Annotated in this window: 12 protein-coding genes; 2 read left to right on the top strand and 10 right to left on the bottom strand. The window is 74.0% G+C overall.

Annotated features, from left to right (window positions below):
- Positions 1-323: 323 nt before the first annotated feature.
- The 5 genes from AHOG_RS05680 to AHOG_RS05655 form a co-directional block, all read right to left on the bottom strand.
- The gene (locus tag AHOG_RS05680; protein WP_093940414.1) at positions 324-2,516 is read right to left on the bottom strand and encodes a heavy metal translocating P-type ATPase; all 2,193 of its coding nucleotides are present in this window, start codon (positions 2,514-2,516) and stop codon (positions 324-326) included.
- Positions 2,517-3,294: 778 nt separating this feature from the next.
- Entirely contained in the window at positions 3,295-3,576 is a 282-nt protein-coding gene (locus tag AHOG_RS05670; RefSeq protein ID WP_093944187.1) for a metal-sensitive transcriptional regulator, read from the bottom strand.
- 147 nt (positions 3,577-3,723) lie between these two features.
- Positions 3,724-4,320 carry a TetR/AcrR family transcriptional regulator gene (locus AHOG_RS05665; RefSeq protein WP_093940412.1) on the bottom strand — a complete coding sequence of 199 codons (597 nt, stop codon included), beginning with the start codon at positions 4,318-4,320 and terminating at the stop codon, positions 3,724-3,726.
- A 306-nt stretch (positions 4,321-4,626) separates the two neighbouring features.
- A complete protein-coding gene (locus tag AHOG_RS05660) occupies positions 4,627-5,826 on the bottom strand; it encodes a cytochrome P450 (RefSeq protein WP_211290535.1) in 1,200 nt (399 codons plus the stop codon).
- A 144-nt stretch (positions 5,827-5,970) separates the two neighbouring features.
- Complete coding sequence (locus tag AHOG_RS05655) at positions 5,971-6,834, bottom strand: NAD(P)H-binding protein (protein WP_093940410.1); 864 nt, start codon at positions 6,832-6,834, stop codon at positions 5,971-5,973.
- Between the two features lie 103 nt (positions 6,835-6,937).
- On the opposite strand from AHOG_RS05655, the gene AHOG_RS28320 reads away from it, so the two are divergent.
- Positions 6,938-8,005 carry a helix-turn-helix domain-containing protein gene (locus tag AHOG_RS28320; protein WP_211290534.1) on the top strand — a complete coding sequence of 356 codons (1,068 nt, stop codon included), beginning with the start codon at positions 6,938-6,940 and terminating at the stop codon, positions 8,003-8,005.
- Between the two features lie 385 nt (positions 8,006-8,390).
- Here the strand turns inward: AHOG_RS28320 and AHOG_RS05645 are convergent, their stop codons facing one another.
- From AHOG_RS05645 to AHOG_RS05630, 4 genes are all read right to left on the bottom strand, one after another.
- On the bottom strand, positions 8,391-9,383 hold the full coding sequence (locus AHOG_RS05645) for a LacI family DNA-binding transcriptional regulator (protein WP_093940408.1): 993 nt from the start codon (positions 9,381-9,383) through the stop codon (positions 8,391-8,393).
- A 355-nt stretch (positions 9,384-9,738) separates the two neighbouring features.
- Positions 9,739-10,704 carry an ABC transporter permease gene (locus AHOG_RS05640; RefSeq protein ID WP_093940407.1) on the bottom strand — a complete coding sequence of 322 codons (966 nt, stop codon included), beginning with the start codon at positions 10,702-10,704 and terminating at the stop codon, positions 9,739-9,741.
- Complete coding sequence (locus AHOG_RS05635) at positions 10,697-11,476, bottom strand: ABC transporter permease (RefSeq protein ID WP_093940406.1); 780 nt, start codon at positions 11,474-11,476, stop codon at positions 10,697-10,699. Before AHOG_RS05635 ends, AHOG_RS05640 begins: the two co-directional genes overlap by 8 nt.
- Positions 11,476-12,486, bottom strand: coding sequence for an ABC transporter ATP-binding protein (locus AHOG_RS05630; RefSeq protein WP_211290533.1), 1,011 nt, complete (start codon positions 12,484-12,486; stop codon positions 11,476-11,478). The genes AHOG_RS05635 and AHOG_RS05630 overlap by 1 nt, the downstream gene beginning before the upstream one ends.
- A gap of 73 nt (positions 12,487-12,559) precedes the next feature.
- Here AHOG_RS05630 and AHOG_RS05625 point away from each other — a divergent pair, with 73 nt between their 5' ends.
- Complete coding sequence (locus AHOG_RS05625) at positions 12,560-14,092, top strand: LuxR C-terminal-related transcriptional regulator (RefSeq protein ID WP_093940405.1); 1,533 nt, start codon at positions 12,560-12,562, stop codon at positions 14,090-14,092.
- A gap of 1,037 nt (positions 14,093-15,129) precedes the next feature.
- Here AHOG_RS05625 and AHOG_RS05615 read toward each other — a convergent pair.
- Positions 15,130-16,782, bottom strand: coding sequence for an FAD-dependent monooxygenase (locus AHOG_RS05615; protein WP_093940403.1), 1,653 nt, complete (start codon positions 16,780-16,782; stop codon positions 15,130-15,132).
- Positions 16,783-16,898: the final 116 nt, after the last annotated feature.

Raw genomic sequence — 16,898 nt, 5'->3', positions numbered from 1 at the left:
GTCACGCGGGTGGGTTCGGGCGGCGCGGGGTGTGGTCGACTCGACGGGTCCGGCCGGATCCTCGGGCGGACCGGACTTCGATGCGGAAGCACTCGCCATGGCGGTACGACGCAGCCGGCCCGACCAGCGTTCCGCAGCCGTACCGTCGCGCCGGTCGGTCGGACGGCTGCTATCCGGACCGAGCAGCGACGCACGGGGTGCGGGCGGGTCCCACCGCCGCGACGCGGACGCGGACGATGCTGTCGCCGGCCCGCGCCGCGCCCGGCCCGCGGCGCGCCCGGATCCCGGCGGTCCCCGCTCGGCACGCGACGGCTCGCCCGCGACTACCGGCGGGCCTCCGTGAGCCGGACCCGCCGCAGGAGCTGCGCGTTCAATGCCACCACGATCGTCGAGAGGCTCATCGCCACCGCGCCGAGAGCGGGCGGCAGCACGAAGCCGATCCCCGCCAGAACGCCCGCGGCCAGCGGGACGGTCACCAGGTTGTAGGCGGTCGCCCAGCCGAGGTTCTGCCACATCTTGCGGTAGCTCGCCAGGGACAGTCTGCGCACGGCGAGCACCGCCCGCGGATCGTCGGAGGCGAGCACGACGCCCGCCGACTCGACGGCCACGTCCGTGCCCGCGCCGATGGCGATTCCGACATCGGCCCTGGCCAGCGCGGGGGCGTCGTTGACACCGTCGCCGACCATCGCCACTCGACGGCCACGGTCCTGCAACCGGGCGACGGCGCCGTCCTTGTCCGCGGGCAGCACCTCCGCGAACACCTCGTCGACGCCCAGTTCGCCCGCGACCGACTCCGCGACGCCCCGGGCGTCTCCGGTGATCAGCACGACACGGATGCCCTCGGTGTGCAGGGCGGCCACGGCCTCGCGCGACTCGGACCGGATCTCGTCGGCCACGGTCACCACGCCGATCACCGCGTCGTCCCGGAGGACGTACAGCACGCCCGCGCCCCGCCGAGCCGCGTCGTCCACGGCCGCCGCCGACTCGGCGGGCGGCTCGACGCCGTGCTCGCGCAGCAGGGCCGGGCCGCCCACCGCGATGGTCGCGCCGTCCACCACCGCCCGCACTCCTCGGCCCGTCAGCGAGCGGAAGTCCTGCGCGGCCGGGACCTCGCCCGACCGCCGAGCCGCCGCGACGACGGCTCTGGCCAGCGGGTGCTCCGAGTCCGACTCGGCGGCCGCGGCCGCCGCCAGCACCGCGGGCCGTGAGAAGCCCGCGACGGGGACGACGTCGGTGACGGCGGGCCTGCCCTTGGTCAGCGTCCCCGTCTTGTCGAACAGCACCGTGTCCACGGTCCGCATCCGCTCCAGCGCCAGCCGGTCCTTGATCAGGATGCCCGCCTTGGCCGACATCGACGTCGAGATCGCGATCACCAGCGGGATCGCCAGGCCGAGGGCGTGCGGGCAGGCGATGATCAACACTGTGACGGTGCGTTCGACGGCGGTGGTGGGCTCGCCGATCGACGACCACACGACGAAGGTGACGACGCCCGCGACGAGGGCGAACCAGAACAACGCCGCGGCGGCCCGATCGGCCAGTGCCTGGGCCCTGGACCGCGAGGACTGGGCCTGTTCGACCAGTCGGGCGATTCCGGCCAGCGCCGTGTCGGCTCCGACGGCCGAGATCCGGACGCGCAGCGCGGAGTCGGTCGCCACGGTCCCCGCGACCACCCGGTCCCCGGTCGTGCGGCGGACGGCGGCGGACTCGCCGGTGATCATCGACTCGTCGACGGCGGCGGTGCCGTCGGACACCACGCCGTCGGCGGGTACCCGCCCGCCGGAGCGGACCAGCACCAGGTCGCCGACGCCGAGCCGGGCGAGCGGGACCGGCCGTGTCGTGCCGTCGTCGTCGATGCGCTCCGCCGTGTCGGGAAGGAGTTCGGCGAGTGCGCCCAGCGCCCCGGTGGCCTGACCGAGTGCTCGCATCTCCAGCCAGTGCCCGAGCAGCATGATCACGATGAGCAGGACCAGTTCCCACCAGAAGTCGAGATCGAGTCCGCCGATGCCGAGGGTCGTCAGGGCGCTGGCGGCGAAGGCGACGGTGATCGCCAGGGCGACGAGCGTCATCATGCCGGGCTGTCGACGGCGTAGCTCGGACACGGCTCCGGTGAGGAAGGGGCTGCCGCCGTACAGGAAGACGAAGGTGCCGAGCACCGGGGGCATCCAGCTCGCGCCCGGTGTGACCTCGTAGCCGAGCAGGTCGGCGACCAGGTGACTGGCGAAGACGACCGGCACCGAGAGCACCAGGCTCAGCCAGAACCGGTCGCGGAAGATCACGGCGTGGTCGCCGTGGTCGCCATGGCCGCGGTCTGGGTGATCGCCGCGGTCGGAACGAGCGTCGTGGTCGCGATGGTCGCGGCGATCGGCGGCGGCATGGTCGTGGTCGGCCTGACGGCTCACGGAGTCGCCGTCCTCGCCCACGGGCGGCGCGGCCTCGGGTCCGCCGCTCGTCTCGACGTTCCGCCGTTCGGACGCCTCCGGCCGCGCCGCACGGCGATCGGCATGGTGCTCGGTCATGGCCGCCTCCTCACCCAGACACCACAATACCCCCTAGGGGTATATTTCCGTGTCCGATGCCGGGTTGGGCGCTTCGGCGGTGTCGTCCACCCGGCCTCGCAGGCCGGACGGACGCACGACCGGGACGAGGCACACCCGTCATCACCGCCCAGCCTGGCCGCCCGACACGATTCCCGCAGGGCGAGATCGACTTCTTCGCACCACCGCACACCGCGACCCGCGCCGAGCTTGATGTCGGCGACCGGGATGGCTCGGCGACGACGGTCGGGGCCTGCCTCGCTACCGGCCCGACGCCGGGCCGCTCTCCCAGCGAGCCGCCGCAGACATCGAGAAGGTCGCACCGCCGCCACCGATTCCACCGACGTGGCGAGACACCGGGAACGCGATGTACCGGGAACGCGGGACACCGGCCGGGCCGACTCCGGCGGGAGCGAGCCGCCTCAGCCCCGGTGTTCGCCGATCCCGCAGGCGCAGGCGGCCCCACCCCGGCGGACGGCCGGATTCGGCGACGGGTCCGTTCCAGAAGGGCTCGTCGGCCCGCTCGGCCGCGCTCCCGGTGAGGAACTACGGCCACACGCCGCCTTCGCAGACGAAAGCGGCGGCCGGGGCGGCCGGAGCGGAATCGGTCTGGGCACGACCCGACCGGTCGGACCAGCCCGCTTCGATCGGGTCGAGCGGGCGTGGGCGGGCGCCCGGGCCGAGGCCGCGCACCACGATCGAGCCGGGGGGACCGGTGAGCCCCGACACACCGGTCCTCCGAGAGGCGCGGCGCGAAGCCTCAGGAACGGACCAGCCTGGCCACGGCCTCGCTCGCCTCGCGGACCTTCTCGTTCGCCGTCTCGCCGCCCTCGGCGATCGCCTCGGCCACACAGTGCTTGAGATGCTCGTCGATCAGGCCGATGGACACCGACTGCAGCGCCTTGGTGGCCGCGGAGATCTGCGTGAGCACGTCGATGCAGTACTCGTCGGCCTCCACCATCCGCTGCAGGCCGCGGATCTGACCCTCGATCCGACGGAGCCGCTTGAGGTAGCCGTCCTTGCCTTCGGTGTATCCACGCATGTCCATCTCCTCATTCGGGGCACCTCGATCCGAGGATACCCCGTACCGGTACTTCGCCGTGGCGTCTTCCACCCCCCACGACCAGCGACGATGCACCCGAAGCCCGCAGACGCCCGCGATCGGCCCGCAGGCCGCTCGGCAGCGGGCTCAGGCCCGGCACCTGGACGGCAGCGTGGCCGCGGGCGGCAGCGCCGTCGGAGCCGGGCGCAGCCCGTCGGTGAGCAGGGCCAGATACCGTCTGCGATCCGCGCCGCCCACGTCGTCGGGACGCACCACGGCGAGCGCCATGACGACGACGGCGGCCACGTCGCGAGGCTCGAGCTCGGGACGAGTCACCCCGGCTGCCCTGGCACGGCGCAGCAGCCCGCCGACCAGATGTTCGCAGCGGTCGAGCAGTCGTACGTCGATCGAGTCGACCTCGCGTGCCAGGGCCAGAACCGCCTGTCGCCCCGCCAGCACGTCGACGGTGGCATGGAGAAAGTGCAGCAGGTCCTGCCAGGGATCGTCGGTCTCCACGGCGGCGAGCTCGATCGCGACGAAAGCGCGAGCGAAGACCGCACGCACCAGCTGGTCACGGTTGCGGAACCGGCGGTAGACCGTCGCCACCCCCACACCCGCCCGGCGGGCGACCTCCTCCAGCGTCGCGGCGGGCCCGATCTCCTCGAAGGCCCGCTCCGCCGCCACGACGATGCGTTCATAGTTCCGTGCCGCATCGGCTCGGAGTACCTGGTCAGGCGGCGGCATCCGAGCACGTTAACAGCTCGACCGGCCCGAATCGGCCTGCCGACGGCGTGCGGACCGGGTTCGTCCCCGCCCGCGTCGTCGGCATCCCCCTCACCGGCCGCAGCGAGCACGACCGGCGACAAGCCCGCTCGCCGAAGTGCCGGGGCTGCCTGCCCGTCGATTCCAGTACGGCGGTGCTGGCCTGGTGCTGCCACGCCGGGGCGACGCGCCCGCCCACGAGGACGCCCGCACCGCTGCCGGAGCCGGCCTCCTCGGCCCCGGTCGATCCCGGCGGTGCGGACGGTCGACGCGACGGGACCCGGCCTCTTACCAGGTCACGGGCAGGGAGTGCACACCGTAGATCGCATGCGCATGCCGGAACCGGACCTCCTCGGGCGGCACCGCGCACGCCAGACGGGGGAAACGGCGCAGCAGGGCGGGGAAGGCGATGCGCAGCTCCATCCGGGCCAACGGTGCGCCGAGGCAGTGGTGCAGGCCGTGCCCGAAGGCGACGTGGCCTGCCGCTCCCCTGGTGATGTCGAAGCGGTCCGGCTCGTCGATGAGCGCCGGGTCGCGGTTGGCCGAGGACAGGGCCAGGACCACCTGTTCGCCTGCCGGAATGCGCTGCCCCGCGATCGTGACCTCCTCCGTCGTCGTCCTCGGCACGCCTGCGTGCACGATCGTCAACCACCGCAGCAGCTCCTCGACCGCGGCGTCGACCACGCCCGGATCGGTGCGCACCAAGGCCGCCTGTTCGGGATTGCGCAGCAGCGCGAGCGTGCCGAGCCCCAGCATGTTCGCCGTCGTCTCATGCCCGGCGACCAGCAGGATCATGGCGATGCCGGTCAGCTCGGACGGGGTCAGCTCCGCACCGTGCTCGCGCACCAGCATGCCCAGCAGGTCCTCGCCGGGCCGCTGTCGCGCCGCGGCGCCGAGTTCCGCCAGGTACCCACGCATCTGGAGTTCGGCCGTCCTGCGGTGCTCCTCCGAGACCGACAGGTCGAGCATGAGGCTGCTCTGCCGGTGGAAGTCCGCGCGGTCGGCGTAGGGCACTCCCAGCAGTTCGCAGATGACCAGGGACGGCACCGGGAGCGCGACGTGCTCCACCAGGTCGGCCCCGCGGCCCGCCCGTTCGAGGTCGTCCAGCGCCGTGTCCACGATCTCCACGATCCGCGGCTCCAGCAGCCGTATCCGCCGCATCGTGAACTCCGGGGTGAGCATGCGCCGCAGGCGCGCATGCTCCGGCGGGTCGAGGGCCAGCAGATTGCCCGCCCGCAGGTCCGCCGCCTCCTCCTCACCGAGTCCGGAGCCGTCCGTCGACGGCGGCGTCGGTGCGACGTTGCTGAACCGGACCGGATCGGCGAGCGCCGCGCGCACGTCGTCGAACCGGGTCACCAGATACATCGGCGGCGCGAAGGACGTGATCAGCCGACGCACGCCTTCGGCCTCCCGCGATCGGCCGAGCTCCTCGACCGGGTCGAACTCCGATCGCCGCATGTGCAGTGGCATCTCCGGTGCTGTCGACATCGCCGTCCCTCTCCCGCCTCGTGATCAACGACGTCGACGCTACCAGCTAACCGATAGTCGACTATCGATTAGGCTGATCGGGGCGGTCGGCGGCTCCGATACAGCCGAGGGTCGGACGCGACGTCGCCTGCTCGGGCGCCTGCGTCAGGCCGCCCCGAGGAAGCCCGCCCGGTTGGCCCGCGCCCACGACTCGAAGTCGGTCGGCGGACGGCCGAGCACGCGGGCCACGTCGTCGGTCACCACGGCGTTGTGTCCGCGCCGCACCCAGGCGACCCCGGTCAACGCCATGTCCGCCGCGGCGGGCGACCTGCCCACCGCCAGCAGCTGTTCGCGAGCCTCCGCCAACGTCAGGTCCACGGTGGAGATCGGCCGCTCCAGGACACGGCGCAGGATCTCGGCCTGCTCGTCGAGGCTCAGCGATTCCGGGCCGGTCAGGGTGTAGGTCCGGCCCGCGTGGCCCGCACCGGTGAGTGCCTCGGCCGCCACGGCGGCCACATCGACCGGATCGATGACGCCCTGTCGTGCCCCGCCCGCCGGGTCCGGCAGCGGCCTGCCCGACTCGATCAGCGACGCGAAGGTCAGCAGGTTCGAGGCGAACGTGGAGGGACGCAGCAGCGTCCAGCTCAGGCCCGACGTCGTCACCGCCTGCTCGGCCGCCAGATGCCAGCCGCCCACCGTCGTCTCGGCGTCGAGCCGCTCGCCCGTCCCGATGGCGGACAGCTTCACGACGCGGGACACCCCCGCCTCCGCCGCCGCGGTCAGCATCGCCTGGTCGTGCTTCGGCTCCGCCGACGGGTACATGGTGACCAGGAACAGCGCCGTGATTCCGTCGACCGCCGCCGCCAGCGAGGCGGGATCGTCGAAGTCCGCCGCGACCACGTCGACGCCGTCGATCGCGGGGATCGCGTCCGGTCTCCTGCTCATGGCTCGGACGGCATGGCCCTGGGAGACCAGGATGGGCATGATTCGGGAACCGATGGTGCCGGTGGCACCGCTGATCAGGATCATGCCGACGACGATCGTCCTCGGCGGACCTCGCCCGCTAGGAGAAAACGGCGGTGCTCGCCCCGACTCGTGGCCGTGCGAACCCGACGGCGCCTACCGTGGCGTCGTGCCACAGACAGTGGTCGAGCCGCTCCGTTGGACGGCCGACATCGACATCCTGGAACCCGCGGACGGCGGCGAGGCGGTGCTGGCCGAGCCGGACCACGCCGTCCGCCTGGCGCTGCGGGCGGCGATCGAGCCGTCCGCCACGGCGGACTCGGCGCCGGCCGAACTCGTCGTGCTGGGGCCGCGCACCAAGGCCTCCCACCACCGCACGGGTCGGTGGACGCGCTGCGCCGTGGCCCGACTCCGGCCCGGTCTCGCCCGAACCGTCCTCGGCAGGCCCGCACGGGAGCTCGTGGATCGGGTCGTCCCGTTGAGCGCGCTGCGCGGTGCTTCCGCCTTCGCGCTGACCGACGCCTGGTCGGCCCTGCTCGCCGAGCCGACGTCGCCGGAGTCGGCGGACGAGGTGCACCGCAGGCTGGCCGCGGCGCTGCGAGACCACCTGACGGGCGACGCCGCCGGGATCGGTCACCGCGCCGCAGCCGCGGCGCCCCGTCGCACGGCCGAAGGGCGCCGGGACGGTTCGCGGTGGGAGGAGCGGGGCGAGTCCGGATCCGGGGCTGGGCAAGGGCCGGCCCGCCGGCCGGGAATCGGACCGCCGGGCGGATCGATCCCGCCTCGCGGCGACGACGCGAACCACCGGCTCGGCGACCATACGAGCCACCGGCTCGGCGACCATACGAGCCACCGGCTCGGCGACCCCCTCGACCTGCCCCCGCACCTCGACCTCGTCCACGCCGCGACCCGGCTCCTCGCCGCAGGCCCCGACCCGAGCGCCACCCGGGTCCGCGCCGCCGCGCTGCGCCTGCATCTGAGCGAACGGCAGCTGCGCACCGTCTTCACCGACGGCGTCGGCCTCTCGCCGAAGCACTTCGCGCGGATCGACCGGGTGCGGTCGGTGCTCGCGCGACTCCGGGAGCGGCAGCTGGCACGACTGGCGATGGAGACCGGGTACTACGACCACTCCCACCTGACCGCCGAGTTCCGCAGGCTCATGGGTGTCACCCCGAGCGCCCTTCTGGCAGGGGACCGCCCCGCGCTGCGAATCTGCCCGCTGACCCGGCATCTCTGAACCGGCATCTCCGAACCGGGGCCTCGAACGGAGAACCACTGACGCCGGGGCACGCAGGAGAGAGGAGCCCCCGCCCAGCGAGGCCGGGGTGCGGCAGGGTCGGGGCCTGCGGTTCGACCCCGGCACGGCCGAGCCCGGTAACGGGGCCGCTTCAGCCGAATCCGACTCGCGCCCGGCCTGGAAGTCGAGAGCTCCCACCGGGTCGCAGCACGGTCTTCCCGCAGAGCCCCAGCGGGGCGCCCTCCACCCCGGGCCGACGGCGAAACCGCGTGTCGAAGCAGGCACGCCGCCGGTCACACCGTCTGTCACCCACACCCGGGAACAGCAGGACCGTCCCACCGAGCACCGAGCACCGGGCACCGAGCACCGGGCGCAGCCCGCGGACTCAGCAGCCGACGGTGCTCTGCCGAACGGTGAGGGTGGTGGGCAGCCATCGCCGCCAGCTCGTCGGCGGTCCGTGTCCGAGCATCCGGCTCACCGCGGTCGCGCCCAACTCCTCCACCGGCGAGTGCACCGAGGTGAGCGGCACGGGCGCGGAGGCCGCGATGATGCTGTCGTCGAATCCGACGACGGCGACGTCCTCCGGCACCCGGCGCCCGGTCTCGGCGAGCGCCTGCACGGCGCCTGCCGCGCTGAGGTCGCACGCGGCCACGATCGCGTCGAGCTCCGGATGCTCGCTCAACAGGCGCAGGGTGGCTCGCCGCGCGGGCGCCAAGGCGAAGTCGCCCTGGGCTCCCAACGGTCGGATGCCGGCGTCCCGGACGGCGGCGGTGTATCCCGCGCGACGGTCGGCGGCGCACGGGTGCCGGCGCGGGCCGTGGATCGCGACGATCCGGCGGCGGCCCCTCTCGTAGAGATGTCGGACGGCGGCATCCGCCCCGTCGGCGTTGGTGATGTCGATGACGGGGATCCCCGGTGCCGTCCGGCCCAGCGAGACGACCCGGCCGCCCGCCGCGGCCAGGCGGGAGGCCAGGGCGGCAGGCACGTTGACCAGCACGGTCCCCGCCGAGGCGGTCAGCTCCGGGCCCACCACGTCGTCGGGGCCCGCCGAGCCGTCCACCCGGCGGATGCGCAGCTCCACGCCCGTGCCCGCCGAGGCGCGGAAGGCACCGGCCAGCAACCTGCCGTAGTAGGGATTCGTGCCCAGCGCCGTGGGGTCGTCGTCGACCACGAGGATGGTGATCACCTCGGCGCGACCGGAGGCCAGCGCGCGGGCGGAGCGGTCGAGTCGGTAGCCGAGCCGGGACACGACCTCTTCGACATGCCGTCGCAGCGAGGCCGCGACGCCGGGCTCCGCGTTGACCACTCTGGACACCGTCGAGCGGGACACCCCCGCCTCCCGCGCCACGTCCTCCAACGTCGTCCGCTTCGACCCCATGACTGCGATGGTAGCGCTCCCACGCAAGAACTCCGTTGTCCTCGCCGCCTCCGCAGCGTCGCCTGACACCGATCCTGAGCGGGAAGAACGGCGCGTGACGGCGTCTGCGGACGCGGCAAGCCCCGATCACAGACCACGAACCGCGACGACGGACCACCACGCACGCCGGCGGCAAGCCCCGACGGTCGCCACTCCGCACCGGCGCCCGTCGCCGCCCACGCCCCGAGGCTCCGCCCCGAAGGACCCTTCCAGCCGCCACGAGTCGAGCAGGCCGCCGCGGGCGCCGGGGGAGGCCGGCGAGCCACCCCCGGTTTCCCCCGGCGGCGACGCGCCCGACCGCCCCGGGCCGCCGCGGCTACTCGTCCAGCTCGATCGACCCGTCTCGACGGCCGGTCGCCGCGAATCGGGTGAACATCGCCGCCGCGACGGCGAGCCACGCCGCACCGAGCACGAACGCCAGTCCGGCACCGACGCCGACTCGTGCCCAGTCGACGGCCCCGCCTGCCGCGAGCTCCCGGATCGCCGCGAGGCCGTGGGTGAGCGGGAAGGCCTGCCCCACCGCCTGGCACCAGCCGGGGAAGAAGGAGAGCGGCACGGTCACCCCGGACAGCAGCATCATCGTGGTGTGGCCGAGGTTGCCGACGACGTTGCGCCAGCGGGGGCCGCGCAGCACGATCGCGCCGAGCACCAGAGCCGTCCCGTAGGAGCCGACGGACGTCAGCACGAGGCAGCCGAAGGCCGCCGCGGCGGTGAGCGGGCTCCACTCGACCCCGAGGAACGGGCCGAGGACGAACAGCGTCACGCTGGACGTCGCGATGCCGCTGGGCACCCAGAAGAACGACCGCCCGACGAGCACCGGCCACAGTGGACCCGGCGCGACGATCAACAGTCCCAGCGTGCCGGTGTTGCGCTCCCAGGTCGTCGAGGCGACCGAGAGGAAGGCCTCCACGGCACAGGCCATGACGGCCTGCCCGACGAAGAGGTACAGCACCGCCTCCTGGCTCTGCAGGAGCAGGCCGATGGAGGCGAAGAAGAGGACCTGCACGATGATGCGGCCGAGCCAGCCGAGGGTCCAGGTGAGCGGCGTGTAGACCGTGCGCAGGTCGGCCAGGGCGACACGCAGCCCGGCGGCGACTGCGGCTGCGACCCCGGGCGGCGCCGAGCCGACGAGACTCGCGGGCGAAGCGACGGCGGGCGATCGACGCTGCGACATGAGGTCCCCCGAGGTGATCTGGCCGGGCGGCGACGGCACGGACGGCGGACCGCCCCGATGGGTCGGGTCGGCGGGCCGCCCGTCGTGCGGCGAGACGGTGTCAGGCATGGGCGAGACTCCCGGTGGTGCGAACGCGACGGAGGATGCGATCCAGCAGGAACGAGCCCAGTAGGAAGCCCGCCGCACCGAGTGCGAGCACCACGCCGATCCGGAGTGCGGGCGCGGACACCGGCCCGGCCGTGAGCGCGTCGCGCAGCAGGTCCGAGGACCAGGACAGGAACACGAGCCGGGCAGGCGGGTGCAGCCACTGCGGCAGGAGGTCGACCGGAACGGCCACCCCGCCGAGCAGGAAGAACGGGTAGCTCAGCGCGTTCTGGAAGGTCCGGGCCGATCGGGCCAGCACGAAGACGCTCGCCATCACCGTCGCCGTGCCCGCCATGGCGATCGCGGTGCAGAGGATCGTCACGGTGAAGACGAGCGGATGCTCGACGGCGATCGGCACCCCGGTCATCAACATGCCGACGAGCCACGACTCCACGAAGGCGAGCAGCGACACCGTGGTGACCGCGAGGATGCGTCCGGTGAGCACCGTGCCGAAGGAGGCGGGCGCCGCGACGAGCAGCTCCAGCGAGCCGTTGTCCCGCTCACGACTGATCAGTTCGCCCGCCGTCTGCAGGGCCATCCCCCAGAGGGCGATGAGCGCGGGAGCCAGCACCCCGTACGGCGCCAGGTCGTCCCGGCCGCCCGCCTGGAAGATCGCGAGGAACACCACGGTCAGCAGCGGCGCCGTGAACAACGCCAGGAACCAGTCCGGATTGCCGCGCATCCGGCGCAGCTGGGAACCGAACCCGGTGGTCAGGCCCAGCGCGAGACCGCGCATCACGAGACGTCCATGCCGCGGGACCGACCGGACGTCGTGGTGCCCAGCAGCCGCACGTAGACGTCCTGCAACGAGGGCGTGCCGGTGACCAGCGAGGTGTGCCCGGCCGCGACGAGCCGGGTGAGGACGTCGGCGACGTCGGGTGTCTCGACACGCAGGACCACCGTCGTCGGGGCGGTCCCGGCCCCGGCCCGGTCGGACGGCTCGGGCAGCGGCTCGACGACCACCCCCGGCAGTCGCGCCGACTCCTCGGCCAGCCGGACCGCGGCGGCGGGTTCGAGGTCGCGCACCTCGATGCGGCGACCGGTGTCGAGCCAGGACCTCGCCTCGGCGGGCGTCCCGCTGCCGACGATCCGGCCGCCGTCGACGAAGGTGATCGAGTCGCACACCGCCTCGGCCTCGGCCATGTCGTGCGTGGTGAGCAGGATGGTCCGGCCCTCGGATCGCAGCGCACGCACCAGTTCGCGGAACTCCAGGGCGCTGATCGGGTCCATGCCCACGGTGGGTTCGTCGAGCAGCAGCAACGGCGGATCGGCGACGAGGCCTCTGGCGAGGTGAAGGCGCTGCTTCATGCCTCGGGAGAACGTCTCCACGCGGACGTCGGCGCGGTCGAGCAGCCCGACCCGGTCGAGCAGGGCAGGCACCCGGGTCCTGGCGACGCGGCCCGGCACGCCGTGGAGGGCGGCCCAGAAGCGGAGGTTCTCCGTCGCGGTCAGCCGCCCGTACAGGCCTCGGTCGCCGCCGAACACCACCCCGATGCGCTGCCGCACGGCCCGGGCGTCTCGAACGACGTCGTGGCCGAGCACCGTGGCTCGGCCGTCGGTGGGCAGCAGGACCGTCGACACGATCCGGCACAGCGTGGTCTTGCCCGCGCCGTTGGGGCCGAGCAGGCCGTGCACGCGGGCGGCGGAGAACGTGGCGCTGATCCGGTCGAGCGCGCGGCGGTCCGGTCTGCCTCGGGTGGCGTAGACCCTGGTCAAGTCGTGGATTTCCAGTGCGGGAGAGGACACGGCGGTGAGTGTGCCGCCGAGAACGGCGCCGTCATGTAGTCAGAGATGACTACATGACGGCTACCGTCGCGGGATGAACGACGGACACGGCGGCGATCCGGACGGCCGGACGGCGACGGAGCGGACGCCTCCCGATCGGGCGGCCTGTCGTCGCTGGTGCGCGGAGACCTCGGCACGCTGGCGGGCGGGCGACGCCGCGGGGGCGCGGATGGCGATCGACTCCGCCGAGCAGGCGGCGGGCGACGATCCGGGGCTGCTGGTCGAGGCCCTGGCCGCCCGATCGACGCTGCACATCCGCACCGAGGAGTACGACCGTGCGGCGGAGGCCGCGCGGCACTGCCTCCGGATCGCCGAGAGCCTGCGCAGGCTCACCCGGCGTCAGATCCTCGCCGTGCTGCACGCCAGGGTCAGTCGCGGCACCGTGCTGGCCTCCGACGGCGCACCGGTGCACAGCAGACGCGCGGCGCCCGCCCCGACCTCCGCCGCACGCCGGGCCGACGGCCTCGCCGAACTCGACGAGGTCGCCGCCCATCCCGCGGCGGACCGCGACGTCGTCGACCGCGCGGTCAACAACGCCCTGGTCGCCCGGCTCTGGACGGTGCGACGACGGGTGACCGACGGCGCCGCACAGGTCGACGCCTGGCTCTGGGTCGCCCGGGCCCGCGACGTCGCCGGTCGGCGCGGCTCCCGAGGTCTCATCGTGCGGCAGGCCGTCGACCTCGCGGTCCACACCGGACAGTGGGAACGCGGCTGGGACCATCTCACCGACCAGCTCGACCACGAGGAGCGGCGATCGGAGCAGGTGGCCCTCGCCGCGAAGGGCGCCCAGCTGGCCTGGTCTCGAGGCGATCTCGTCGCCGCCCGCCGCCTCGGGCAGCGGGCGCTGACCGCCTCCACCGGGGTCGACGTGGTGTGGTCGCGGCTGTACGGCCACCTAGGCGGCCTGATCGCGGCGGCGGCGGGCGCGGGGCCGGTCACGGCCGCGCTGACGGCCTACGCGCGCTGCGTCGATCAAGCGGGTCACGAGTCCAGGGAGAACCGTGCCTGGGAGGCGGCCCAGACGGCCCTGGAGGCGGGGCGCTCCGCAACCGAGGTACGGGCCTGGCTGGCCCGACTGCTGCCCCGAGGAATCCGAGACGACCGGCTGCGCGCGCTCGCCGACCTCGTGCTGTCCGACCACGCCGGGCACGCCCCCGACCCGGCGACCTGGGCCGCCGTGGACGTCGAGAGCCTCGGCGCGGTCGACCGGGCGCGCTGTCTGTCCGCCCGCGGCCGGGCGGCGCTGCGGGCGGGCAGGGAGACGGCGGCCATGGTCGATCTCCAGGCGGCGCGGCTGGCCCTGCGCGACTGGCCGGGCCGGGTCCGCGACGAGGTCGACGCGACGGCGGCGGCCCTCCTCGATCCGCCCGACGTCACCGCGGCCCAGGCCCGGGTGCTCGACCTGCTCGTCGAGGGCATGGGCAATCAGCGCATCGCCGAGGAACTGGGCTGCGCGGAGCGCACCGTCGCCGTCCACGTCTCCCGCCTGCTCCACGCCACGGGCGCACCGACGCGAACGCGGCTCGCCGTGCGGGAGATCCGCCGCAGGATGATGACGGCGGGGTGAGTCGGGCGACCGAGGAGCGGGCACACGCGGCGGGCGACCGGCACACAGGAGGCGACCACGCGGGCGACGACCACCGCCGAGTGTCGCCCCGCCGCCGTCACCAGACCACGTCGCGCCGTCCAGCCCCGGCATCGCCCTCCGGCGAGACACCGCCGCACGACACCGGTCGGGGGGGCGGTACCGCCGTCCACTCGGTGCCCGCTCAGGTCCCGCGCGCCGCCGTCGACCCGCGGGATCGCGCCGGTCACGAGGCAGGTTCGGTCACCCGACGGCCCACGCGGCCGCCGCCGTGATGGCCGCGACCCGCGTCGCCCGTCCCCTCGGCGACATCACGGCGAGGCGCGCCACGACGCGAGGCATGCGGCGGCCGGGGCCCGCGCTGTCTCCGTCAGCGTGGTGGCGGGTCGACGACGGTGCCGCGAATGCCTCGGGGGTGAGCCGCGGCGGCGGAGTCGGCGAGACCGTGCGCCGCGCTGCATCGCCTCGTAGGCGGGGAGGGCCGGGGGTCGCCGGGAAGGCTGCCGGCACGGGAGCCGCCGACGACGGCTCCCGTCCCCGCCCCGGCCCGGATGACGGCGGCCTCGGCCGTCGTCGACGGCCCGGCGGCGCCCTCGAGGCGGGGTGCGGGCGGGTGACCACGACCCGCCGAAGCCGGTCGCCGTGCCGAGCAGCCCCGGCTCCAGCGGGGCAGCCGAATCGCACGTCGGAGTCCCCGTCCGCTGAGACGTGCACCGGTCTCCCGGCGGCGCGTGGTCTGCTGCGGCGCCACCGCCGTCTCGCCGCGGGCGCGACGGCGACGGCGACGGCGACGGCGACGGCGACGGCGACGGCGACGGCGACGGCGACGGCGACGGCGACGGCGAAGGGAGAAGGGAGCCCGCCGGTCCTTCGGGCGCCGAGGCGCGGGGACGGCGTCGATCGACGATCAGCCCGCCTTGGTGATCTCGGTCGCCGGCGAGATCGACCGGGCCGGGTTCGTAGCGGCCGTCCAGCGGCACGATCGCCGCCCGACCGAAGGCCGGTGCGCCCGGCCGGACTCACCGCCGTGTCGGCGCGCCGAACCAGTCCGCGAGGGCTTGGCGCAGCTCGGCCGCCGTCGTGGGTCCGACGGAGTTCGCGGCCCAGACGACGTAGCCGTCCGGCCGGATCAGCATGACGCGCGCGGGCACCGCCGCGGCGTCGACGGCCGCGTCGGCGGCCGGGGCCCCGCCGCCGATCCTGGCCTGGATCAGCTGGATCCGGCCGTCCCACTCCTTCGCGGCCGCGGTGGTCGACGGATGGCCGATGAGATCGAGCAGGACCGGCCGGCCGCCGTGCAGCAGGGCGGCCACTCTCGTCGGGACACCGCCGCGCAGCAGCCGAAGATCCGGCATCCATCGCCCGGCCAGCGGGTGCGCCGGCCCGCCTCGACCCGTGTCGTAACGGATGTCGGCGCCTGCCATCAGATCGGCGATGCGCCGGACGTTCGCGGCGTCGTCGAGCAGCTCGCCGAGCAGTTCCCGCAAAGCGGTGATGTTCGGCCCCGCAGCCAGCAGCGCTGTCTGGGCGCGGGTGTGCATGACGACCCGTCGCCCCACCGGGTGTCGCTCGCTCTCATAGGTGTCGAGCAGCCCGGTCGGCGCCCAGCCGAGGATCTCGGCCGCGAGCTTCCAGCCGAGATTGAGCGCGTCCTGCATGCCCAGGTTCAGGCCGGGACCGCCTACCGAGGAGTGCACGTGTGCCGCATCCCCCACCAGCAGGACCCGGCCGCTCCGGTAGTGCGCGGCCTGTCGGGAGTTCGCTCCGGTCGTGCGTTCCAGGATGGACGGCGCCCCGTCGGCGGGCTCGCTCATCGGCACATCGCCGCCGAGCACGCGCCGCACCGCGTCCCGCAGCTCCTCGATGGACATGGCCGTGTCGGCGGGCACGGGCTCGGGCGACGATTCGTACACCGCGACGCGATACCTGCCCGGTTGGACCATGCCGTAGGCGAACATCCCCCGCTCGGTCCGGGTGAAGGTCGCGGATCGCAGCCTTCCCACCCCGTCGACCTCCAGATCCCCGGTCTCGCCGAGGGCGACCGGCGGGTGGATGACGACCTGCCCGCTGCGCTGCACGAAGCCGCTGTCGGTGACACCGGGGAACTCGATACCGCAGAGCCTGCGCACGCTGCTGCGTCCGCCGTCGGCGCCCACCAGGAAGCGGGCCGCGATCTCCTGTCGGCCCGCAGGCCCGTCGACCTGCGTGGTCACCCGGGCAGCGTCCTGGTGCAGGCCGATCAGCTCATGGCCGCGGCGGATCTCCACGCCGAGCTCCGCCGCGCGGTCGGCGAGCACCTCCTCGATTCGCTGCTGGGCAACGGGGAGGACGAAGAGTTCGTGGTTCGTCATGGCGGCGAGATCCAGTGGCAGGGCCCCGAACTGGAATCCGGGCAGTCGGAACGGCGGCCGATCATGCCCGCTGAGGCGCTCGTGGAGGCCGCGATAGTCCAAGGCCTGCACGACTCGGCCGACGAGGCCGTTGGCCTTCGGCCGGTCCGACGGCTCGGCCAGGCGCTCGACCACGATCGGGTGCACGCCTGCCTGCGCCAGTTCGCAGGCGAGCAGCAGGCCGTTGGGTCCGGCACCGACGATCAGCACATCCGTGCGGACGTCGGCGGCCGCAGGCTCACGCTCCGGATGCCGATCCGGGGTGGTTGTCGCGATGGTCATCGGTCCGCTCCTTGCGTCGAGGGGAGTCGAGTGCGGGCATGGCGAGATCGCCGCACCGGACGGCAGGCGTCGGTGCGGCGGGTGGTGGCTGTGGTGCGGTGAGTGCGCGGAATGGA

It is taken from the genome of Actinoalloteichus hoggarensis, from assembly GCF_002234535.1.
Taxonomy (GTDB): domain Bacteria; phylum Actinomycetota; class Actinomycetes; order Mycobacteriales; family Pseudonocardiaceae; genus Actinoalloteichus_A; species Actinoalloteichus_A hoggarensis.
Note: the sequence above shows the minus strand (reverse complement) of the source record. Positions and strands in the feature narration are given on the sequence as shown.